Here is a 24,168-nt window from a genome sequence, read left to right on the forward strand (position 1 = left end):
TTTATTCCTTTATTTATACACAACTTTAAGTTATAATTGTATTAAAGATTAAAAGTGAAAAATGAGGGTAAACTAAATATGAAAAAAATAAGTATACTGTTTTTACTAATAGTACTTTTTTCTTTGCCATTAAACATAGCAGGAAAAGAATATATAAGTGGAACAGTTTATAAAGATTCCAACATAAATGGAAAATTTGACAAAAATGAGAAAACACTAGCAAATATAAAAATTAAAATGTATAACAGCTCTAACAAGCTAATTACTAGTACTAGCACAAATAAAAAAGGCTATTATAAAATGGAAAAAACTAATAAACCTTTTTACTTAAAATTAGAAAAAATAAATAATAAAACTTTAGATATCAACACTTCAAATAACTATACCAATGCTAATAACTTTAAAAGCGATATGTACACAACTAGCGATTCAAAAATTAATATTGGTTATGCTAATAAAAGTATTACTAATAATAAAAGTGCTTTAGGACTACCTTTGAACAAGGTAATAACATTAAACCATTTATTTGAAAATGCAAATATAACTAATGTAATCACTAATAATAACAATTTGAAATGCACACATACAAATATAACGGTTAATTGTCTTGCAGAAGTGGAAGGCATCTATAAAATAAAAGTTGCCTATATTGATAATTACAAACGCACAAATAGTGCAGATTTTGTTATTACTGCTGCAACTAAAAAAGTTAGTGTACAAGGAAAGTTACAATTAAATGATATTTATAATAAAAGAATTTCAAACAATAATCTAACAACAACGCTTACAAATTTTAGCTTTAAACTATTAGATAGTAATAATAATCTTATTACCACAATATACTCAAAATCATCAGGTGATTATCAGTTCAAAGACTTATATTTGCCCTATCAAAAATATAAGCTTGTAGCAACTAATAATAACACTACTAACTTTAGATTTTCAAACAACAATAAATTAACTCAGAATAAAAACATTGTCATTTCTAAAAGTAATAATAATATCGATTTTGATATAGTTGATATTGATATACCTTCAATTAAAATAACAAGTAATCGTACTAGTAATGGCTTTAATCCAACATATATAAAGGTATCCAACCTAGAAGATGCTAGCACTAAAGTAAGTGCAAACTTTAAAATAACTAACTTAAGTACTAAACATGTCTATAAAAGTGATAAGTTAACCATTCCTAAAAATGATGGAAAATATGAAATACAATATTATGCAATAGATGCATCTAAAAATAAATCTATAATCAAAAAGCATGAATTTACTATCGATAATACAAAACCAATAATTTATTTCAAAGTCAAAAATATAGATGATTATCCTCATATTAAAATGAGTGCTAGTGATAATTTAGATTCAAATATAAAAATTAATTATCAAGTAATGGACAACTCAAATAATATTGTTATAAATAGCAATAGTTCAGAATTTGATAATAATATACTAAAAAGCTTAAGTAATAATAAATATACTATCAGCATAAGTGCAACTGATTTAGCAGGGAATAGTGCAAGTTATACTTCTAAAAAAATAGCTTTAAATAATAAAATAGAACAAAATACAAAAGCTCCTACAATAGCAGTAACCAATACACCTACACTAATAAATAGCAATGTTAATAAAGATGTAGATAGTTTAATAATACTATTATTACTAGTTCTATTGCTAGCAGTTATCCAAGTGTATCGTTTTTATCTTAATAAAAGACATTCTATATAAGAAAATAAAGTGTTAGCAATGCTAATGCTTTTTTTTATCTAAAAGCAAGAAGTTAATATCAACATCATTTTATAACATGGTATGTTACAATTATTATAAATACAGTACAAAGAGGTGTTAAAATGGAAAATACATATAATAATCCTGGTCTTAGTTATGAGCAAGTTAATCAAAGGATTAAAAACAAGCAAACAAATGATTACAATGCAACCTACAGTAAAACAAATAAAGAAATAATTAAAGATAATATTTTTTCAACCTTCAACATAATAAATACCATCGTTTTTGTTGCACTTCTATTAGTACAGGCCTATTTAAATACTTTCTTTTATTTAATTGTAATTGCAAATACCTTAACTAGTATAATCCAGGAAATAAGAGCTAAAAAGACTGTTGAAAAGTTATCAATTGTTGCTAAAGAGAAAGTACAAGTTATAAGAGATAATCAAATAGAAGATATACATAGAACTCAACTAGTAGTTGATGATATTATGATCTTAGAAGCAGAAGATCAAGTTGTATGTGATTGTGTAATACAAGAAGGAAGCTTAGAGATAAATGAATCATTATTAACAGGAGAATCTAAATCATTATATAAATATCAAAATGATGAATTATTATCAGGAAGCTTTATCATATCTGGAAATGCCTTAGTAAAAATTAAAAATGTAGGAGCAAATAATTTTGCAGAAAAGATTGCAATAGAATCTAAGAAGCAAAAGCAAGATGAATCTATATTATTGCAATCAATGAATAAGTTAATAAAGCTTACAACTTTAATAATAGTCCCAGCGGCCTTACTATTACTCTTAACTAGTATTTTAGAAAATAAAGACATTACAACATCAGTAATTACATCAAGTGCTTCAATAATAGGAATGCTTCCAACAGGTGTAGTTTTACTAATAACAGCCTCAATGAGTATTGGAGTTACAAGACTAGCAAAATATAATGTGCTAGTTCAACAACTTTCAGCAATAGAAAACCTTTCAAGAGTAGATATGCTTTGCTTAGATAAAACAGGAACACTTACACAAGGAAAGATGCAAGTAGTAAACATATATCCTTTATCAAAAAATACAACCCTTGATGATGTTAATCAAATAATGAAAAAATATTTAAGTGTTTCTAAAGAAAAAAATTCAACATACAAAGCTTTGATAGAATACTTTAAACCTGATAGCATCCATGAATTTATTACACAATCACCATTTAACTCCCAGAAAAAATGGAGTAGTACTTCTTTTAAAGATATAACATACTATTTAGGTGCACCAGAAATATTAACATATAATAACATTCCACCATTAATGAATGAACTTGTTAATAGTGGTCAAAGAATTATCCTATTAGGTTCTAGTGAAAAAATAGGTAATAAAGATGTCTTAAATGATGATATAAAACCAATAGCTTTAATAACAATGTTAGATCCACTAAGAGATAGTGCTGCAGCTACAATTAGTTATTTCAAAAAACAAGGGGTTAATATTAAAATTATATCTGGAGATAATCCAAAAACAGTTTCTAAAATTGCCAGTGATGCTAATATAGATAACGCTAGTAAGTATATCGATTTAACAAATATAGCTAATAACCATTTAGAAGAAATTGCAAATGATTATACCGTATTTGGAAGAGCAAATCCCGAACAGAAAAGAATTATTATAAAAAAACTTCAATCTCTTGATTACACTGTTGGAATGACAGGAGATGGTGTAAATGATGTTTTAGCTTTAAAAAGTGCTGATTGTTCTATAGCTATGGGGAAAGGTGCCGATGCAGCAATAAGTGTTGCACAATTAGTACTTCTAGATTTAAATTTTGATGTTTTACCTATGGTTGTAAATGAAGGAAGAAGAGTCATTAATAATATCACTAGAGTTGCACCAATATACTTTGTTAAAACAATCTATTCAGGTCTATTTACTCTCTTTTCAATATTACTTTCAAGCACTTTTCCCTTCATTCCAATACAAGTTACTCTAATAAATGCATGCATTGTTGGAATACCTTCAATATTTTTGACTTTTGAATGGGACAATACTAAAATTAAAAACAATTTTTTAGTATCAACTTTAGCAAGGGCAATACCTAATGCTATAACAATTTTTATAATGTATTTAGTAATACATTATCTACCAGTAACTGACTACTTATCAGAAATACAAAAAACAACTCTATTATATACTATCGTAGCTTTTATAACATATTTAACAGTAATTCAACAAAGCAAACCACTAAGTATATACCGATACATTGTTTTAATGATATCAATTATTCTATTTACTACAATATTAATTTTAAATATACATCATTTCAGATTAGAGGTATTTAACCTTACAACATTTAGTTACTTTTTACTAGCAGCTGCATTATCTTTATTTATTTTAAAAATAATCAGATATCCTATAATTAACTTCTTAAATAAAAGTAAGAGAATTAATAATCTACTTATTAAAAAGAAGAAATAAATAATAGATATAAAAGCAACATTTACATTTCAGGTAATATCTAGTAAGATATAAATAGTAGTAAATACTAACATAAGGAGTTGAACTAATGAAGCATAAATTCAAAACAAATGGTGTATGTCCCTCATTCATTAAATTCGATTTAAATGGAGAAGTTGTAACTAATGTAGAATTTGAAGGAGGTTGCCCTGGAAATTTAAAGGCAATTCCAATCTTAGTTGATGGTCTTACAGCAACTCAAATAGAGTCAAAGTTATCTACAATAACTTGTGGAAAACGTAGTACATCATGTGCTGCTGAACTATCTAAATTTGTAATGCAAGCAAGTGAAGAATCAGTACAATAAATAAAATAAACAAAAAGCAAATTATCTCTACTAGAATAATTTGCTTTTTTTATATAAATGCTTAGTATAATAAAATTGACACTAACCAATCAATCTTAAAAATTCTTTGAAACTTTCTTATAATATCATAGTTATTTATCTTTTAATTTTCAAGATAATCATATCTAATTTCAAAATTGTCTCGTTTGTCATTATAAACAGTTAAGTTAAATCCATCATTATCACTATTATTAATTAAAAATGCTTCACTGAAGTTTAGTATTTTTTCATACGTTTTTTCACCAAATCTTGAAATATTAATACTCATATTTTCATTTTCAGAAATGAATATATATTTATCTTTCAATAATATCGCAAATTCATAATTATTACATTCTTCAAAATCAATTGTACATATTAATGTTGTAAACTCGTTACCATTTATACCACTTCCATCAAAACTAATTAAGCCATCTATTACTTGTATGTTAGTGACTCTTATTTCAAAGTTTTCATAAATCTTAGTTTTAATAAAATCTTTATTTTCCATTTTACTAAAAAAATTATTTTTTTCATAGAATTCAATTACCATATCCGATTCTTCAACTTCTAAATTCTCATATTTAAATTCAATCAGCCCAATAGTATTACTATCTAAAACAAAGATGTCATCATAGTAATCTGAGTTATAGTTTTGAACTCTTTCCTTGATTTTTTTACCATCATAATTATACTCTCTTATATACATATCATCTTCATTAGGTTCAAGTGTTATGATCGTTTTATCAACATCATTTACAATAAACTTAGCAAAATACTCACACTTACTTATTAATATTGCCCCATTTTTATTAACTAAGTATATCCCAGATTTATTAGGTTCTCTAGACATAATATTTATTATTACTTTATCTTCAAAATTTCTAATATTAATCGATATAGCGTCTACATTGGGTAATTCTGCGATTTTCTGACATTTATCATTTTCTAAATAGTATATAATAACTGATTCTTCATATATATAATAGTAGTTAGATGAATCAACATCTAATCCTTTTAATTGACCTTTATATTTACAAGCATTTTCATTTTTTACTACTTCAAAATTTGAATTATTTATATAATATTCACTATAATTCTTTACATTATTCTTTTTTTCTTTAATATATTTAGTCTCTTTTAAATCACCTAGTAAGGTAGTCTTTGCGGTGAGCATATCATTATTTATGAATTGCCTTATGAATAAAAATAATAATAATAGTGTTGGTACAAGTAGTGTCAAAAATAATATTTTCTTTTTCATATTAAACCAATATCATCTTAGTAGCTGCAGGTTGGTTTTTAATGGTTACTTTTGCTATACATTTATTTGGTTTTTTACCATATTCATTATATGTGCCCACTTTTTTTATTAGTCTTTGAAATAATAACTCTTGTTCTGATTGTATTATTTCTTCTGAGATCACTCCATTAACATTAGCTTGAACATTAATATTTAATAATAGAGCGCAATAAAACACTGTTAATACTACAATTAATTTCTTCATAATCAATTCTCCTTATATTTTTTTGAAAAATTAATATGAGCGCTCATTTAATCTTTTCTTACTTTCAAATTATCATACATTTTAATCCATTACTATACTTTATGGATTTATTACTCTTAGATAACTTAATTATAACAAACATTTGCTATACGTAATATAAAAACTAGTTAATTTATAACTAGTCTTTATATATTAATTATTATTTATCTATACTATTAATCCTTTAATTTTTAAGATAATCATATCTAATTTCAAAATTTTGATAGTCATCATTATAAACAATTAAATTAAATCCATTCTTGTCACTACTGTTAACTTGATATGAATCAACTGTGCTTAAAATGTTTTCATATGTTTTTCCACCAAATCTAGAAAGCTTAATGCTTCTATCTTCACCTTTAGAAATGAGAATATATTTATCTTTCAATAATATCGCAAATTCATAATTATTACATTCCTCAAAATCAGTTGTACATATTAATGTTGTAAAATCATTATCGTTTAAACCACTTCCATCAAAACTAATTAAGCCATCTATTACTTGTATGTTAGTGACTCTTATTTCAAAGTTTTCATAAATCTTAGTTTTAATAAAATCTTTATTTTCCATTTTACTAAAAAAATTATTTTTTTCATAGATTTCAATTACCATATCAGATTCTTCAACTTCTAAATTCTCATATTTAAATTCAATCACTCCAATAGTATTACTATCTAAAACAAAGATATCATCATAGTAATCTGAGTTATAGTTTTGAACTCTTTCCTTGATTTTTTTACCATCATAATTATACTCTCTTATATACATATCATCTTCATTAGGTTCAAGTGTTATGATCGTTTTATCAATATCATTTACAATAAACTTAACAAAATACTCACATTTACTTATTAATTTTGCTCCATCTTTATTAACTAAGTATATCCCAGATTTATTAGGTTCTCTAGACATAGTATTTATTATTACCTTATCTTCAAAATTTCTAATATTAATCGATATTGCTGCTACATTTGGTAATTCTGCGATCTTCTTACATTTACCATTTTCTAAATAATATATAATAACTGATTCTTCATATGTATAATAGTAGTTAGATGAATCAACATCTAATCCTTTTAATTGATCTTTATATTTACAAGCATTTTCATTTTTTACTACTTCAAAATTAGTGTTACTAATTTTATATTCACTATAATTTTTTACATCATTCTTTTTTTCTTTAACATAATTAGCTTCAGTTATATTTTCTATAACAATAGTCTTTGAAGTGAATACATCATTAACTTGGGTTTGCCTCATAAGCAAAAATAATATTAAGAATGATAGAAATAGTATTATTAAAAATAGTATTTTCTTTTTCATATTAAACCAATATCATCTTAGCTGCAGCTGGTTGATTACGTATTATTACTCTAGTTATACCTTTTTTTGCTTTGACTATCCCTTTATTTGGTTTATTACCATATTCATTATATGGGTATAGTTTTTTTATTAGTATTTGAAATAATAACTCTTGTTCTGATTGTATTATTTCTTCTGAGATCACTTCATTAACATTAGCTTGAACATTAATATTTAATAATAGAGCGCAGTAAAACACTGTTAGTACTACAATTAATTTCTTCATAATCAATTCTCCTTATATTTTTTTGAAAAATTAATATGAGCGCTCTTTTAATCTTTTCTTACTTTCAAAATATCATACAATTAAATCCATTACTATACTTTATGGATTTATTACTCTTAGATAACCTAATTATAACAAAAATTCACTATACGTAATATAAAAACTAGTTATTTTATAACTTGTTTTTACATGCAAGTTGTCAATTATCTATACTATTCTTTATCTTATCTTTCTACATATAACTAAATATCTTACCTGTCACAAAAAGACTAGTTAAATGAATAACTAGTCCTTTTTATAATGTCCTTATAATATTAATTAGGACTATCATTAATAAATTTATTGTTGTCCTTTATTAATTATTTGATTTTATTTCTTTAATTCACAAGATAGTCATATCTAATTTCAAAATTTTGTTGTTTATCATTATAAACAAGTAAATTAACTCCATTATTATCACTACTTTTAATTTCGAATGATTCACTATAGCTCAATATTTTTTCATAGGTTTTTTCACCAAATCTAGAAAGATTAATACTCATATTTTTATGATCAGATATAAATATGTATTTATTATTCAATAATATTGCATATTCATAATTGTGACATTTAACAAAATCAGTACTACATATAAGAGTATTATATCCATCATCATCTAAACTGCTTCCACTAAACCTTATTAGACCATCAAGTACTTGTATGTTTGTGATTGATCTATTATATTTTTCAATTCTTTTTGTTTCTATTTTATTTCCATTTTTTAAAGCGCTAAAAAATTTGTCTTTCTGGTATTTTTCTATAACCATATCAAATTTGTCACTTTCTGGTGCTTCGTATTTAAATTCTATCAATCCTATAGTATTGTTATCTAAAACGAAAATATTATCATAATATTTTGAGTTATAATTTTGAGATTCTTCATTTATTTTTTTACCGTCATATGAATATTCTTTTATATGCATTTCATCTTCATTAGGTTCAAGTGCTATGATTGTTTTATCTACATCATTTACAATAAACTTAGCAAAGTAATTACATTCACTTATTAATTTAGCTCCATCTTTACTTACTAAATATATTCCAGACTTATTAGTTTCAGATGACATTAAGTTAATTAACACCTTATTTTCAAAATTAATAACATTTATTGAAATAGCATTTATACTAGGTAATTCAACAATTTTTTTGCATTTATTATTTTCTAAGTAATAAATAGTAACTGACTCTTCATATATATAATAATAATTAGATAAATCAGTACCTCTGTTTCTTAATTGATCTGCAAAAGTACATTTATTATTGACTTTTATAACTTTAAAATCATTATTATCTATATAATATTCCTTATAATTTTTTATATCGTTTTTCTGCTCTTTAACATATTTAGCTTTAGTTAAATTATCAAGTAAGGTAGTGTCGGCTGTGAATACATCATCATTATTGACTTGTCTTACACGTAATAATATTATTATTAAGAATATTTGTAGTAGTATTATTAAAAATAGTATTTTCTTTTTCATATTAAACCAATATCATCTTAGCTGTCATCGGTTGATTACGTATTATTACTCTAGTTACACCTTTTGTTGCTTTAACTATCCCTTTATTTGGTTTATTACCATGTTCATTATGTATATATACTTTTCCAAAGTATTCTATACCTTCTTCAATTTGTTTTTGAAATAATAACTCTTGTTCTGATTGTATTATTTCTTCTGAGATTACTCCATTAATATTATCTTGAACATTAATATTTAATAATAGAGCGCAATAAAACACTGTTAGTACTACAATTAATTTCTTCATAATCAATTCTCCTTATATTTTTTTGAAAAATTAATATGAGCGCTCTTTTAATCTTTTCTTACTTTCAAAATATCATACAATTAAATCCATTACTATACTTTATGAATTTATTACTCTTAGATAACTTAATTATAACAAATATTCACTATACATAATATTTTTTTCTATAATATTCATTGTCTTATCTTTCAATACATAACTAAATATCTTAATTGTTACAAAAAAAACTAGTTAAATAAATAACTAGCTCTTTTAATAATGTCTCTATAGTATTAATTAGAACAATCATTTTTAATTAATTGTTGTTCTTTTTTATTTTTTGTTTTTTTGTTACTTTATTTATACAAGATAATCATATCTAATTTCAAAATTATGTTCTTGATCATTATAAACAATTAAGTTAAATCCATTGTTGTCACTACTGTTAATTTGATAAGTATCAACTGTACTTAAAATTTTTTCATATGTTTTTTCACCAAATCTAGAAAGATTAACACTTCTATCCTTATCTTCAGAAATCAGAATATATTTATCTTTCAATAATATCGCAAATTCATAATTATTACACTCTTTAAAATCAATTGTACATATTAGTGTTATTAAATCATTATCATTTAAACCACTTCCACTAAATCTAATTAAACCATCTATTACTTGTATGTTAGTGACTCTTATTTCAAAGTTTTCATAAATCTTAGTTTTAATAAAATCTTTATTTTCCATTTTACTAAAAAAATTATTTTTTTCATAGATTTCAATTACCATATCAGATTCTTCAACTTCTAAATTCTCATATTTAAATTCAATCACTCCAATAGTATTACTATCTAAAACAAAGATATCATCATAGTAATCTGAGTTATAGTTTTGAACTCTTTCTTTGATTTTTTTACCATCATAATTATACTCTCTTATATACATATCATCTTCATTTGGTTCAAGTGCTATTATTGTTTTATCAACATCATTTACAATAAACTTAGCAAAATACTTACATTTACTTATTAATTTAGCTCCATCTTTATTAACTAAGTATATTCCAGACTTATTAGCTTCAGATGACATTAAGTTAATTAACACCTTATTTTCAAAATTAATGACATTTATTGAAATAGCATTTATACTAGGTAATTCTGCGATCTTCTTACATTTACCATTTTCTAAATAATATATAATAACTGATTCTTCATATGTATAATAGTAGTTAGATGAATCAACATCTAATCCTTTTAATTGATCTTTATATTTACAAGCATTTTCATTTTTTACTACTTCAAAATTAGTGTTACTAATTTTATACTCACTATAATTTTTTACAGCATTCTTTTTTTCTTTAACATAATTAGCTTCAGTAAAATTTTTCAGAAAAGTAGCTTTTGCTTTTATTAAATTCTTATTATTTGTTTGCCTTACAAATAATAATATTATTAAGAAGAATATTGATAAAAGTATTATTAAAATTAGTTTTTTCTTTTTCATATTAAACCAATATCATCTTAGCTGCAGCCGGCTGGTTACGTATAATTACTCTAGCTATATCTTTTTTTACTTTAACTATTCCTTTGCTTGACTTTTTGCCATATTCATTATATGGGTCTACGAGTTCTATAAGTGATACTTCTTGCATCCCACTACTATATCTTTTACCCTTTGCTTTTGATGCATTTAAAAAATGACCATTAGTATGATATCCAAGTCTATCATAAGCACTAACATCTCTTTTTTTAACTCCTATATTCAGTATCACTGGTCTTTTTTGTACACCTACTACTGTTCCTATATAATTAACTAGAGTTTGTTCACTAAACTTAGTTATATTTACAAAACGATATTTATTAGATATATATGATCTACTATTTAATACTGTTCTAATCATCGAATACGATGTACCTGCCGTTGTTGTTTTTAAACTTTTTGCAAGTGAATCCTGTGTTGAAGCTGTTTTAGGATAAAAGTACCTTTGAGTTTGAAGGACAGTTGCCGGTCCACAATAATAATGATTTTTTTGTTTAACATAAGGTACTTTAATACCAGAATATCCTGTTATTACTCTTAATTTATCATTAAACACTTCTACTGTTTCTAAGTATTTGATATCTTGTTCAACTTGTTCTTGAAATAATAACTCTTGTTCTGATTGTATTATTTCTTCTGAGATCACTCCATTAGCATTAGCTTGAACATTAATATTTAATAATAGAGCGCAATAAAACACTGTTAATACTACAATTAATTTCTTCATAATCAATTCTCCTTATATTTTTTCAAAAAATTAATATGAGCGCTCTTTTAATCTTTTCTTACTTTCAAAATATCATACAATTAAATTCATTACTATACTTTATGGAATTATTACTCTTAGATAACTTAATTATAACAAATTATTATTATATTTATATTTTAATGATGCCTAATCAATAAACTATCTACAACTCATAAACATGTATATACATTATCTAAGGTAGCTTGTTTTTTTAATATATAACTTATTTTTACATTTTTATATTGTATAAAAAAAGGATATTTCTATAAAATAGAAAATATCCTTTTTCCTAATAATCACTATAATTATTTGGCTGATCAACAATTTCTTGTTCTACTGGTTCTGCTTTTTTACTTTCATTAGTAGTTGAAGACATGTTTTTACTATTATCTTGATGTTTATCATTACTATCATTAGATTTTTCTTCAAGATCTTTCTTAAATAAATTTCTAATAACAAAGTATGATCCAACTAGACCTAATATACCAGCTACAAAACCATAAGTAGCACCAAAGAATACTACTATGGCAGCACCTATAATAGTTATAACACTACCAAGTATTCCTTTTGTTCCAAATTTATACATTATGTATATAGCAACTACTATCATTAAGAATCCGATGATTCTAAATAGAAATGGTGCAATGTTTAACATAATTGGAATATATGTTCCATTAGTTGCCCATGCAGCAGTGCCCCTTTTAAAGGATATATATGATCCATAGAAACACACAATAGATAATAATATTTGTAAAACAACACTTCCTGAAACTCTTAGCTTCATAATAATCCCTCATTTTCTTTATATTCTTATATATAGTATAAAACAAACTACATTTACAATCTAATATCATTATAGTATATTTAATAAATTTTGTATGCTTAGACACTTTGATGTCCTTATATATATTTAACTATTGTTTAATTGTTAAATACATATAAGAATAAAAATGGGTAAAGTGTAAAACTTAATTCTACACTTAGGCTATAGATGGTTCATGTAATACTAAATTCTATACTTAACGATTAAAAGGTGTTTTTTTAGTGATGTTTACTTTCAATACTTATCTATAGTGGTATACTTATATTCAAAGTAAGACTAATTTCTACACACTGAAAATCATAGTAGTTTTGTAATTTTGTAATGTTGTAACACTAACTTCTACTATGTATGTATTCATTCAATCGATAGAATTTCGCTTATTTTGATATTAATTCGTTACGGTTTATTTCTTTATAAGTTTTGGCTTAAGTATTATACTTGAAGGTTCTATTTCACTAATTTTTAGTAATTGTAATATTTCATTGGTGTTATCAATAAAATATTTCATGTAATTAATTGGTGATTTACCATTACAAGTTTCAACTGGATATGAATTAATATGTGAAAAGATTAGATCTAAATCTTCTTGTGATTTTAAGCCAAGATTATTTAGATCTTTTTCTTTTGGCAATATATATCGCAATGTTACATGGCCTCTTTCAACATTTGCTTTTTGATATGAAGCCATTGGATCACAATAAAATAATTTACTACCTAATTCTTCAATTTTATCAGTTGCATAAAATTCACTACCTCTATCTGTTAAAATCACCTGAAATATATTTTTATATAAGTCATCTCCAAGTAAAGACTTTAAATATTTTAGACCATTTACCATTGCTTCCATAGATTTTTCATTTTGATAGACCCCAATCATAATTTTGAATTTTCTAATATAAAAAGTCTGAATAAATGGACCAGTTGATATATTATTATATACTGTATCCATTTCTACTACAGAGGATGAAGCATGTTCCAATAAATATTTTTCAAAGTCATTAAACTTTCTGTTGGTTAAATAAGCTCTATTATTTCTTGGCTTTGATTTAATTTTTTTTACTTTTCTTGATACTTTACATCTTAAATCGAGATCTATTAAACCATCTTTAGAAAAGACTCCATTAGAAATATAATTATAGAGTGTCTTTTCACAAATATTTAAATTATCATTAGATTTAATAATCGCATATGGAGAATGTCCATTATTTATTAAAGGTTTGATAATAGAACCGATAATTGAAGCTTGAGAAGTAGTAAGGTTTACACCTATACGTGAATCTACAAGTGAATACTCATATTCATTTTGAGCTCTTTTCGCATCATATCTATACCTAGTATATCTACAGCTAAGTATATCAACACATCCATTACAAACACCGATTATTTTATCTCTATGCTTACAAGGTATCATTGAATAATCAGAGCAAGTATTATTACATTTATTAACTTTACATTCTTGCATATGAATACAATCAAATACAAGACTTCTATCTCTTGAATAAGACTTAATATATAAGTATCGATGATTTTTAATTTCTTTGCTTATTGTAGATTTACTTTTACCTAAATCTTTAGCGATTGAAGTTTTAGTAGCAAGTTCTTTAAGTTTGCTTTCAATGTATTCTCTTTCTACTAAAGTTAAATGTTTACCTTTGTTTGTTTCCATACTAATCACTCTTTCATAAAAATATAAAAAGCGAAATCTATTAATACTATTGTATACCTGTGTAAGACTAACTTCTACTGATATTTTAATGAAAATCGATGTAAGACTTAATTCTACGAATTAAGTGTAAGTGTAGAAGTTAACTTTACACTTTACAAGAATAAAAATGACTAATTGAGTTTAAGATATTATATACTAATAAATATTATTAATGTATAATATCTTATATGTATATTTTGTGAAAGGAGTTTGATTTGTGCTACAACCTTATAGACAAGAAAAACTTATATACCAATTATTTTATATTTTAATTGCAGGATTTATGATTACTGCTTTTGCTACAACATCAATAACAGATTTATTTAATGGATTAATTAAAATAATAACAATGGAAGAGGTTTTAATAACTGATTACTTTGAAGTTGCAGGTTTTGGGCCAGCATTATTAAACACATCATTAGTAACCTTATTGACACTTTCTATAATAAGAAAAACAGGTATGCGAATGAATGGTTTAGCATTTGCGGCTATATTTACATTAATAGGATTCTCTTTTTTTGGAAAGAATGTTTATAATATCTTACCTATTTATTTTGGAGTCTTTTTATATGCTAATTATGTCAATGAACCTTTAAAAAACTTTTTTTTAATAGCTATATTCTCAACTTGTTTAGCACCATTAATTGGTTCTAACTTCACTGGTACTCCTTCAGGTTTTATCTTAGGAATTGCTATAGGTATAGTATATGGATTTGTCATTGCACCATTAGCTTCCCATGTTATGAGATTCCATAATGGTTATACATTGTATAATGTTGGATTTGCCGGTGGAATGTTTGCAATTGTTATAGCATCCATCATTAAAACAATGGGCTTTGAATTAACATCTGTCTATTTTATTAGTGATGAATATCATTATCAATTATTATTTTTATCATATGGAATATCAATAGTATTTATTATTTTAGCTTTAATAAATAAAACTTTTTCTCTAAAAGATTATCTTAAATTAACAAAAAGAAGTGGTAGAGCCGTTACTGACTACTTTGCTTTACATAATCCATGCACTGTTTATATGAATATTGGAGTAATGGGTATTAGTATCACAACCTTAGCATTAGCATGCCAAGTTCCTTTTAATGGACCAATTATAGGTGCAATCTTTACAATCATGGGCTTTTCTGCATTTGGTGCTAGTCCAGTAAATGCATGTTCAGTAATTATTGGAGCTGCTTTAATGCACTTTTTATCTGGTAATGAACTTAAAACTGAATATATTATTACTCTAATATTTGTTGTTGGTATTAGCCCAATTGCAGGACAGTATGGTCCAATATATGGTATTTTAGCAGGTATGATGCACTATTCAATTGTTTGTTTTTCTGGAAGCTGGCAAGGTGCTTTCAACTTATATAACAATGGTTTTGCTAGTGGTATCGTTGCTGGTGTTTTAGTTAGTATTATTGATAATATAAGAAAGGTAGAATGAAAATGAGATTAAATGAATATAAAAAAATAGGAAAACTTAGTGATGAAATTATTACTTACTTTTTAAAGAATAACTACCATCACATTAATTTTGATATCGCAATAGAAGATGAAAGAATCATTTTAAATATTGAAATTAATAATATAAAAGCAAAAGAAGAAAAGAAAATAATTGAATCTTTTGATTCAAGAAGAAATTATTCTGTAGAGGAATATGGATGGGAGCTTCTTGGTGAAAGTGAAAGTTCAAATGAGTTAGAACTAGTTGGTATGTTGTTTGATCGTTTCTACTATGAAAAAGAAGGAACAACTGGCAAAATAAAACTTGTAAGATTTATCTAAAAAGATACTAAGTTAGAATAACTAACTTAGTATCTTTTATTATGCTTAAACATCAATTAACAATTTTTCTTCATCATATTCTCTTTTTAAGTGATATTTAAATATTCTATCAATGATAAACATTCCTTTTTTACGTATAAACATATGTATTATAAAATATATAATGTAAACTAGACCTATTATACTAAAGACTGAATTTACATTTCCAGAAGTAAATATCATTGGAAAACAAGCTGGTAAATATACAATGCATGTTCTTAAAAAACGTTTTATCATATTATCATTATTAGTATCTAGATAAGTGTCACTTAGCTTCATTGCTATGGTTTGATACTTCTTACTAAACAATGGAATAGTAAAGAATATTATAATAACCACAGAAGCTAGAATAGTTGTAATATTTGATGATGTATATGTATCACTACTACTTATATGTTTAGCTGACACTACTAAAGCAGCAATTAAATTCATAAAAATACTCATAACAAATATAACTGCAATATCAGCTAAATAAATAACAAATTGTTTAAACTTAGTAACTTGAAAATAGCTACTTTTTGCTGATTGATCTTTTTCAGGATTAAAAACAAAATTTAATTTATTTGCAACTAAAGCTCCTATAACTGCTCCTAAAGTATTAAACATTAAATCATTAATATCAAACAATCTATATGGATAAGGATAAATAAAGAACAATCCTGATAATTGAAGAAGTTCAAATGATAATGATACTAGAAAAGCTATTACAATTATCTTAGATAAAGGTTGATTAAATAATTTTTTAAGATATACTCCTAATGGAAATAACAATATTACATTGAATAATGTTGTATACACTGGTGGAGCTTTAAAGAAACCTATAACTGAAAAACCGTGTTTTGCAAAATAAGTTGATATATCTTTTATAAAATATAGTGGATCAAGTTGCATATAATTTGTTAATGGAAGTAACTTATCACTCATTTCAGTAATATCAGGTAGTGGTAAAATTGTCATGAAATAAGCAACTTCAATATAAAAAATAAATGACAAAAAAACAAATCCTTCTTTTACAACAAAATAACCATTTCTTCTAAATTCCATTAGATAAGTAAAAAGTAATATAAAATAAAATAAAAAAGTAAATATTAATAATGCCACAATAATTGTATTGGCATAAATAGACATAGACATCTTCCTTTCATTGTAATTATAATGGATAGAGATTAATTCTAAAAGCATATAAGCTATATTTTTAATATTCTAACTATGCCTTTACTATTTATTTATAGTTTATATAAGAAATTGATATATATTATGTTTTTAAACATATAGATTCATACAATGTAATACTATATAATATAATAGACAATAACATGAAAGGAATTAAAACAAATGAAAATAATCGCAATAAATGCATCAGCAAGAGCAAATGGAAACACTGAACAGGTAATCCTAAGAGCACAAGAAAGATTAGAAGCAAACAATATTCAAGTAGAAGTTATCAATATTGCTACAAAACTTATACATGGTTGTATTGCCTGTGAATACTGTCATAAAAAAGATAATACTAATAATGAATGTGTCTTTAAAGATGATATTGTAAATGAAGTAACTAAAAAATTAAGAGAAGCCGATGGTATTATTGTTGGATCTCCAACTTACTATGGTGGAATTACTGGAAACCTAAAGAGTTTATTAGATAGAGCCTTCTATACAAACTCAGACCTTTTATCAAATAAAGTGGCTTTACCATTTGTTGTAGAGCGTCGTGGTGGTGGTATGGATGCTTTAAGACAAATTGAAAACTACTTTGCTTTAGCTTCAACTTATCTTGTACCTACAAGATATTGGAGTGTTCTACACGGAAGAAAAATTCAAGAGGTCTTAAATGATGATGAAGGACTACTTAATATTGATTTTAGTGTTGAAAGTATGATAAAAATGTTAGCACATAAAGATGAAATGAAACTAGGTGAAATGCCATGGAAAATGACAAACTTTTTTGCCAAGGTAAAATAAAACAATTACATGATTTAATTGAAAAATCAAAGAATATAGTAGCTTTAACTGGTGCAGGAATATCTGTTGAAAGTGGTATACCTGATTTTGCCTCAAGTAAAGGACTAATAGAAGGAAAGAAAGTATATCCAACACAACTTGTACTTTCACATAACTTTTTCTACGAACATCCAGATCTGTTTTATAAATTTTATAATCAATACTTAGTTAATCCTAATGCACAACCTAATGCTGCACATACTTATCTAGCAGAATTAGAAAAAACAGGAAAACTAAAAGGTGTTATAACGCAAAATATTGATGATTTACACCAAAAAGCAGGAAGTAAAAATGTAATAACATTACATGGCTCAACTAATTACTACACTTGTTATCATTGTAATAACCATTACACTATGAGTGAACTATCATTTAATGGAATTCTAAAATGCCCTAATTGCAATCATTTATTAAAACCAGATGTAGTATTGTATGGTGAAAACTTAAACAATGATGATTTAAAAAATGCTATTAATCTTTTGATTAATGCAGATTTACTTCTAGTAATAGGCACAGCCTTACAAGTATATCCAGCTGCAGGTCTTATTGATTATTTTAACAAAAATTTAGTTGAAATAAATTTAAAACCTACTACTATAGACAATTCTTTGACTTTAGGAGTATATGAAAAAGCTGGAACAGTTTTTAAACTATTAAAGGAATTAGATTAAATATAAAAGAAAACCGATAATGAATATAAATTCATAATCGGTTTTTATTTGTCTTTTTTCATAATTATATTATACTAAAAGTTAATAATTAAAAGACAAAATCTGTATTATTTAAATTATATATATTTACTGCTAGTGATAAATTTTTATAAAACTCAAATTCACTAGAACTTTCTTCTAACATCTGTCTTAATTTATTGATACGGTATCTAATTGTATTTTCATGCACATACAATAATTTTGCACTATCTTTAATATCTCCAGTAGCAGTAATATAAGCAATAGCAGTTTCCATCATTAGCTCATCAGATAATATTGGATCTAAGTACTCTTGCATAAAGCTTTGGTATTCTGGTTTTTTATAGTTTTTAATCAATAAGTGTAAGAAATCTTCATCTTTATTTGTTACCAACCTTCTTTTAGTTACATATGCTACTTGTAAGTTTGATAAGGCATTAGAAATACTCATGGCCATATCTTCTCGAAGTAAAGTCATTCCTATATAATAATCAAAGTCATCCATTATATTTGTAAAGTAATCAATGTAATAAGTAAGAGCTTTATCTTCTTTTATAAATATAAAAGCAGAGTTATAGTATTTATAAACTTTTGTTCCTTGTGCTAACTTATTTATTTCATGATAAGCATCATGATCCATTATTTTAAATACAAAAACTAAATATTTAGTTCTTTTATTTAAATCAAACAATTCTAAAGCTTTAGTATTTGTAATTGTTTCATTGATAATACCATCAATCATTTGTTCATAATAATTATTTCTTTCTCCATCTCTTATCTCATAAGAAACTTCATAAATGATATCCTCAAAAGTAAGGTCATAGCCAAAAAAGAAGATTGGAAAAGAGTGTCTTGTAGCTAGTCTTCTAACTTTTTCAGGTAATTGCTTATAGTAAACTCTTTTAATAGCTAGTCCACTAACCTTATCCTGTATTAATTGTTTAACAATATCATAAAGCAATTGATCATTATCTTTAGCAACAAGTAAAGAGCTTATTACTAATTCATTTTCTCTAAAGTATTCAACATCATCTAATAACTCAGGATCAAATTCATAATCTAATACAGAAACATTATCAATTTTATTATCTATATTAGCATTAGGAATAACTAATTCCATTTTCTTTAAAATAACATTATCCATTATTGTACGTAAAGTTTGCATGATATCACCTCTTATTTTATTATAGCAAACACTAATGTATAATAAAAGCTAAAAACGCTCACAAAAAAAGGATATGTTTAAAACATAACCTTAATTTAAGCTTTAGTCTAAAAATCTTTCAAGATTTTCATAATAATTTGTTGGTTGTATTTCAATAAATTGGACTATTACTTCTTCTTTTCCTAAACCTTTTAAAGCTTCAGTTATAATAGTTGCAACCTCATCTTTAGTTTTATCAGGTCGCTTAAACCATTCTACTTTCACAAAACAAGTTAATTCATTTACTTTTCCATCAATATAAGCAGTTGCTTGTGTATCATAAAAAGTTATCCAGTCACTTGGACATTCAATAACTTCTGCAAGTAACTGTGTTTTCTCAGTAATAAACTTTTCAAGCATAGGCGTATTTACATTTTTAAATGTTATATGTGGCATTATCTTTCCTCCATGTGTGTTTTAATTAATTATAGCACTTTCTTATAAAGAATGGCATACATTTAATAAATATCAACTAGTCTTATCAATAATTGTAGTAAAAGAAATAGTTTTATAAGTAAGTACTAAATAATTATACCTCCAGTTAGACTTTACTTCTATTATTAACAAAAACAATGGCATTTAAAATAGTAAAAATGATAAGCGTTTTCTTTATAATTTAATAGACATTTTTTGTACTTATACACATGCCATTTATTGCATTTATTTATCTAGTAGTATATTATAAAAAAGACAGTAAAAAGGAGGATATATATATGATAAATGATAATTCATTATATAGACATATATTCAATGAAAATAATATAATTGTAGATGAAAATAAAATGTTAGAATACTCAAAACTTTTAAATAAATTATTAAGCATAGTTGCTTTTTCTTTTATACTAGGTGGACTACTAACAACTTTTTTAGCAAACTTTATTAGTTTATTTGTCTACATATCATACAATGAATATGCTTCACTTATACTAGGTAATATTTGCTTTGTCTTTGCCTTTATTTTAATAAAAAAGAATTTAAGTTTATATTTTGCAAATAATCCAATAACAATAATTGGAATTATATATCCTGCTTTTTTTAATGCTAAGTTATTAAACATTGGTTTTAACAATTTATTAGGTAATACACTAGATTTTTATGCAGTCTTTTTGTTAATAAGTATTATAATCTATTATTTAATTTTGAATCAATATTATTTAAGACAAAAGGCGGAGTAAAATATGTTAAGTAAGAAGAATCTAGTATATATGTGTATTGGTATGGTTGGTATTATTTTATTATTTATAATATTTTTTACAATCCCAAGCAATTATCAAAATAAAATAAAAGTAAATGAAACAACTATTGATGTTACAAAAGATAAAGAAATAGCAAACAAGCCAATATCAATTGCAGTGTTGTCAGACTTTCAAATAGGCAGTGATTATACTGTTGAACAGTTAAATAGAGTAATTACAAGACTTAATTCATATGATCCAGATATTGTAGTTTTTAATGGTGATATTTTAGGTGAAAAAGTAGAAATAAGTAAAGAAGATAAAAAAGCATTAATTTTAGAATTAGAAAAAATAAAACCGTTATATGGAAAGTTTGCTATAACAGGAGATCAAGATGGAAAAACATCTAAAGAAATATTATTTTCAGGAGGCTTTGAACAACTAGAAAATAAGACAAGAAACATTAACCTTTACACTAAAAATATTACAATTAGTGGATTATTGAGTAAAGATTATGAAAAGACACTAGATAGTGTTTCAGATAAAACAATTAACCTTGCATTCATTCATAATCCTACTCCAGTAGATAAATTAGTAAAGTACAATTTAAATGCAGTAGTTACTGCACATACTCTAGGAGGCCAATATAATTTACCATTATTTGGCTCTGTCTATTCAGATATCAAAGCTATACCTTATTATAAAGGCAGCAAAGTAATAAGTGATACCTTAGTTATAAATAATAATGGAATTGGTACAAAACATGGCGACATGCGATTTAGAGCCCCCTCCACAATAGATTTACTATATATAAAATGAAAGGTGAGTAAGAATGAAAAGAAATCACAAAGTAAAAGTATTAATAGTACTAATCTTGTTAAGTGCTGTTTCTAGTATTGTTGTTTTATCAATAAATAATGCAACAGCTAAACTTGTTTCCTTAGGTTATGATCAAGCACATGCAAAATCACTAGTTAATGTATCAAATATGTTTGATGTTGCAACAAAACAACAAGAAAAATTAACTACCTTAATTAAAGCACGAACTGAAGACTCTGAAAAACTTGGTATAGAATCAAATGATATTGATAAATTAGGCTTAAGCCAAACTAAACTATATTCTGATTATCAAAAAATAGATAATTTATGTACTGAAACAGAAAGCAATCTAAAAGATAAACTAAAATCTTTAGAAATAGTAGCAAAAGAAGCAAATATTGATTACAAATATAAAACTGAAGATATTTACAATAGATATACTTATCTAAATAAATTAGTTACTAGTAATCAAAATGCACTAATTAAAAAATATACAAAATCATTAACAGATTTAGGATTTAGTACTGCTCAAATTAATAAGTTAAAAAGTTCAGACAAAACAAAAACCTTAAAAAATTTGAAAAAAACTATCTCAGCAGAAAAAGCTAGAATAAAAAAATTAGATGGATTTCAAAGTGAAACACTTAAAGAACAAGCTATGCGAATGTTTAAGCTAACAAATCAATATCGAGCATCACTTGGACTAAAAGCTTATACATATAACTATAGTATGCAATCATGTGTCTTTAAAGAAGCTGCTGCCTATGCTTCAAACAAAAATCCTCACAACTGGTTATGTAGTGCTGCTGCAAATGAAAATGCAGGTTTGTCATCTGAAACAAGTGATTATGTACAAGTAGCAATGGATTTCTTCATTTCTGATCCGCCACATGAGGCAGTATTAAGTGGTAATTACAAATCAGTAGCGATTGCTATTGTTAATAAAGATGGTATGAATTATATGATTATGGATGTATTTAACTAAAAACTAAAAGGTAAACAATTTCTATTTGAAATTGTTTACCTTTTTTAATATATATCCACTACGACTAATATCATTCTGTATTATTTTATTAATTTTTGAAAAACATTTAGTAATCTGAAGATTACAAACGATACTGAAACTGTACTTATTATCCCTAAAAAATTAATACTATATTGATTTACCATTAACATATTAAAAGCTGAAATAGAAATAAAAGCTAAACTTGTAAGCATTAATTTTAGTGCATTAGTTTTAAACCATTCTTGATTGAATTTATTAATACTAAACATACAAATACTATAAGTTGTATAAGTTATTGAGCAAACTATAAACAAATAGTATTTTATATCAATTTGAACTACTAATTGAACTAAAGTACTAAATACCATTAAGGATATTAATATGGCAATCATTCTTTTTAAATTAATATTCATAAACTATTATCCACCAAATACCGTATTAGTTTTGCATATTTGATTAATACTCATTCTATGTAGGTAAGAGCGATCACTACCAGCACTACGATAAATACCTGATTGTTCGATTCCAACTCCATTTTTTACATAAAAGGTCGCATTATACCTATTAACAAAACTATTAAGCCATGAAGATGAAATTACTTTTGCAGTTCTAGTTGGATTACCATTCATCCATACTTTTTTAGCATTACAACTAATATTAGCGCTTATATGAAATTCAAAAGCCCTAACTCCCATACCATTATATAGATATCTATTAGATACAGCCATATAATTATAGACACCTAATCTTTGAGTATCTTGAATTGTAACTGAATAAGTATTATCAGAATACATATTGATATAACCATTTTGAAAATAAGAACTTGCAATTACTTCATCTTCTTCAATCATAATATCATTAATATTTCTTTTTTTATTAATATTAATGTATTCAAAATTTACTAATGATTCTTTTATACTTTTTTCTACATCTAATATATTTAGTTGTTTGTTAATATCAAACTCTTTTTTAAAATTTTCAATTACTATTTCATTATTTGAATTAATATTTTTAAGTACATCGTTATTTGCTTTCACAACATTATCTTTGCATACACCTATTAGCATCATAGATGAAAAAAGGGCTAAAGCAATAATTTTTTTTACCAAATAAACTTCCTCCATAATTAAAAATTTTTTTAATCG

The 24,168-nt window shown here is 25.0% G+C and carries 25 protein-coding genes; 10 read left to right on the top strand and 15 right to left on the bottom strand.

Translation table 4 applies throughout. From position 1 onward, the window contains the following. Window positions 1-78: 78 nt before the first annotated feature. From ACD762_RS07790 to ACD762_RS07800, 3 genes are all read left to right on the top strand, one after another. Window positions 79-1,731 (top strand): SdrD B-like domain-containing protein, encoded by a 1,653-nt coding sequence (locus tag ACD762_RS07790; RefSeq protein WP_423363419.1) that lies wholly within the window; start codon window positions 79-81, stop codon window positions 1,729-1,731. 122 nt (window positions 1,732-1,853) lie between these two features. Then, window positions 1,854-4,202 carry an HAD-IC family P-type ATPase gene (locus ACD762_RS07795; RefSeq protein WP_423363420.1) on the top strand — a complete coding sequence of 783 codons (2,349 nt, stop codon included), beginning with the start codon at window positions 1,854-1,856 and terminating at the stop codon, window positions 4,200-4,202. Between the two features lie 88 nt (window positions 4,203-4,290). After that, complete coding sequence (locus tag ACD762_RS07800) at window positions 4,291-4,548, top strand: TIGR03905 family TSCPD domain-containing protein (RefSeq protein ID WP_423363421.1); 258 nt, start codon at window positions 4,291-4,293, stop codon at window positions 4,546-4,548. A gap of 142 nt (window positions 4,549-4,690) precedes the next feature. On the opposite strand, the gene ACD762_RS07805 is transcribed toward ACD762_RS07800, so the two are convergent. The 10 genes from ACD762_RS07805 to ACD762_RS07850 all read right to left on the bottom strand — a co-directional run bounded on the left by ACD762_RS07805 (window position 4,691) and on the right by ACD762_RS07850 (window position 14,260). Beyond that, window positions 4,691-5,830, bottom strand: coding sequence for a hypothetical protein (locus tag ACD762_RS07805; protein WP_423363422.1), 1,140 nt, complete (start codon window positions 5,828-5,830; stop codon window positions 4,691-4,693). Between the two features lies 1 nt (window position 5,831). After that, entirely contained in the window at window positions 5,832-6,074 is a 243-nt protein-coding gene (locus tag ACD762_RS07810) for a hypothetical protein (protein WP_423363423.1), read from the bottom strand. 223 nt (window positions 6,075-6,297) lie between these two features. After that, window positions 6,298-7,374: a hypothetical protein gene (locus ACD762_RS07815; RefSeq protein ID WP_423363424.1), complete on the bottom strand. Its 1,077-nt coding sequence runs from the start codon at window positions 7,372-7,374 to the stop codon at window positions 6,298-6,300. Window positions 7,375-7,438: 64 nt separating this feature from the next. After that, window positions 7,439-7,702: a hypothetical protein gene (locus ACD762_RS07820; protein ID WP_423363425.1), complete on the bottom strand. Its 264-nt coding sequence runs from the start codon at window positions 7,700-7,702 to the stop codon at window positions 7,439-7,441. Between the two features lie 377 nt (window positions 7,703-8,079). Further along, on the bottom strand, window positions 8,080-9,222 hold the full coding sequence (locus ACD762_RS07825) for a hypothetical protein (RefSeq protein WP_423363426.1): 1,143 nt from the start codon (window positions 9,220-9,222) through the stop codon (window positions 8,080-8,082). A gap of 1 nt (window position 9,223) precedes the next feature. Beyond that, window positions 9,224-9,508: a hypothetical protein gene (locus ACD762_RS07830; RefSeq protein ID WP_423363427.1), complete on the bottom strand. Its 285-nt coding sequence runs from the start codon at window positions 9,506-9,508 to the stop codon at window positions 9,224-9,226. A gap of 339 nt (window positions 9,509-9,847) precedes the next feature. Beyond that, window positions 9,848-10,987, bottom strand: coding sequence for a hypothetical protein (locus ACD762_RS07835; protein WP_423363428.1), 1,140 nt, complete (start codon window positions 10,985-10,987; stop codon window positions 9,848-9,850). A 1-nt stretch (window position 10,988) separates the two neighbouring features. After that, entirely contained in the window at window positions 10,989-11,750 is a 762-nt protein-coding gene (locus ACD762_RS07840) for a C39 family peptidase (RefSeq protein ID WP_423363429.1), read from the bottom strand. Window positions 11,751-12,060: 310 nt separating this feature from the next. Continuing rightward, window positions 12,061-12,555 (bottom strand): hypothetical protein, encoded by a 495-nt coding sequence (locus tag ACD762_RS07845; protein ID WP_423363430.1) that lies wholly within the window; start codon window positions 12,553-12,555, stop codon window positions 12,061-12,063. 442 nt (window positions 12,556-12,997) lie between these two features. Next, a complete protein-coding gene (locus tag ACD762_RS07850; RefSeq protein ID WP_423363431.1) occupies window positions 12,998-14,260 on the bottom strand; it encodes an IS30 family transposase in 1,263 nt (420 codons plus the stop codon). Between the two features lie 256 nt (window positions 14,261-14,516). Between ACD762_RS07850 and ACD762_RS07855 the strand changes: the two genes are divergently transcribed. After that, on the top strand, window positions 14,517-15,761 hold the full coding sequence (locus ACD762_RS07855) for a DUF1576 domain-containing protein (RefSeq protein ID WP_423363432.1): 1,245 nt from the start codon (window positions 14,517-14,519) through the stop codon (window positions 15,759-15,761). Continuing rightward, on the top strand, window positions 15,752-16,090 hold the full coding sequence (locus ACD762_RS07860; RefSeq protein ID WP_423363433.1) for a hypothetical protein: 339 nt from the start codon (window positions 15,752-15,754) through the stop codon (window positions 16,088-16,090). Before ACD762_RS07855 ends, ACD762_RS07860 begins: the two co-directional genes overlap by 10 nt. A 45-nt stretch (window positions 16,091-16,135) precedes the next feature. Here ACD762_RS07860 and ACD762_RS07865 read toward each other — a convergent pair whose 3' ends face one another. Next, on the bottom strand, window positions 16,136-17,173 hold the full coding sequence (locus ACD762_RS07865; protein ID WP_423363434.1) for a VanZ family protein: 1,038 nt from the start codon (window positions 17,171-17,173) through the stop codon (window positions 16,136-16,138). A gap of 291 nt (window positions 17,174-17,464) precedes the next feature. Between ACD762_RS07865 and ACD762_RS07870 the strand changes: the two genes are divergently transcribed. Together ACD762_RS07870 and ACD762_RS07875 are read left to right on the top strand one after the other, a co-directional pair. Then, window positions 17,465-18,091, top strand: coding sequence for a flavodoxin family protein (locus ACD762_RS07870; RefSeq protein ID WP_423363435.1), 627 nt, complete (start codon window positions 17,465-17,467; stop codon window positions 18,089-18,091). Further along, window positions 18,055-18,801 carry an NAD-dependent protein deacylase gene (locus ACD762_RS07875; protein WP_423363436.1) on the top strand — a complete coding sequence of 249 codons (747 nt, stop codon included), beginning with the start codon at window positions 18,055-18,057 and terminating at the stop codon, window positions 18,799-18,801. The genes ACD762_RS07870 and ACD762_RS07875 overlap by 37 nt, the downstream gene beginning before the upstream one ends. An 88-nt stretch (window positions 18,802-18,889) precedes the next feature. Here the strand turns inward: ACD762_RS07875 and ACD762_RS07880 are convergent, their stop codons facing one another. Both ACD762_RS07880 and ACD762_RS07885 read right to left on the bottom strand, forming a co-directional pair. Beyond that, window positions 18,890-19,984 (bottom strand): PucR family transcriptional regulator, encoded by a 1,095-nt coding sequence (locus ACD762_RS07880; RefSeq protein WP_423363437.1) that lies wholly within the window; start codon window positions 19,982-19,984, stop codon window positions 18,890-18,892. A 102-nt stretch (window positions 19,985-20,086) separates the two neighbouring features. After that, window positions 20,087-20,419: a DUF1904 family protein gene (locus ACD762_RS07885; protein ID WP_423363438.1), complete on the bottom strand. Its 333-nt coding sequence runs from the start codon at window positions 20,417-20,419 to the stop codon at window positions 20,087-20,089. Window positions 20,420-20,736: 317 nt separating this feature from the next. On the opposite strand from ACD762_RS07885, the gene ACD762_RS07890 reads away from it, so the two are divergent. The 3 genes from ACD762_RS07890 to ACD762_RS07900 are packed head-to-tail and all read left to right on the top strand — an operon-like array spanning window position 20,737 to window position 23,002. Then, entirely contained in the window at window positions 20,737-21,198 is a 462-nt protein-coding gene (locus ACD762_RS07890) for a hypothetical protein (RefSeq protein ID WP_423363439.1), read from the top strand. A gap of 3 nt (window positions 21,199-21,201) precedes the next feature. Continuing rightward, complete coding sequence (locus tag ACD762_RS07895; protein ID WP_423363440.1) at window positions 21,202-22,092, top strand: metallophosphoesterase; 891 nt, start codon at window positions 21,202-21,204, stop codon at window positions 22,090-22,092. Continuing rightward, on the top strand, window positions 22,031-23,002 hold the full coding sequence (locus ACD762_RS07900) for a CAP domain-containing protein (RefSeq protein WP_423363441.1): 972 nt from the start codon (window positions 22,031-22,033) through the stop codon (window positions 23,000-23,002). The genes ACD762_RS07895 and ACD762_RS07900 overlap by 62 nt, the downstream gene beginning before the upstream one ends. 80 nt (window positions 23,003-23,082) lie before the next feature. On the opposite strand, the gene ACD762_RS07905 is transcribed toward ACD762_RS07900, so the two are convergent. Both ACD762_RS07905 and ACD762_RS07910 read right to left on the bottom strand, forming a co-directional pair. Then, window positions 23,083-23,436 (bottom strand): hypothetical protein, encoded by a 354-nt coding sequence (locus ACD762_RS07905; RefSeq protein WP_423363442.1) that lies wholly within the window; start codon window positions 23,434-23,436, stop codon window positions 23,083-23,085. 6 nt (window positions 23,437-23,442) lie between these two features. Next, the gene (locus tag ACD762_RS07910; protein ID WP_423363443.1) at window positions 23,443-24,132 is read right to left on the bottom strand and encodes a hypothetical protein; all 690 of its coding nucleotides are present in this window, start codon (window positions 24,130-24,132) and stop codon (window positions 23,443-23,445) included. Window positions 24,133-24,168: the final 36 nt, after the last annotated feature.

Origin of the sequence: Mycoplasma sp. P36-A1 (assembly GCF_049478495.1) — a bacterium.
Classification (GTDB): Bacteria; Bacillota_I; Bacilli_A; order JAJDGJ01; family JAJDGJ01; genus P36-A1.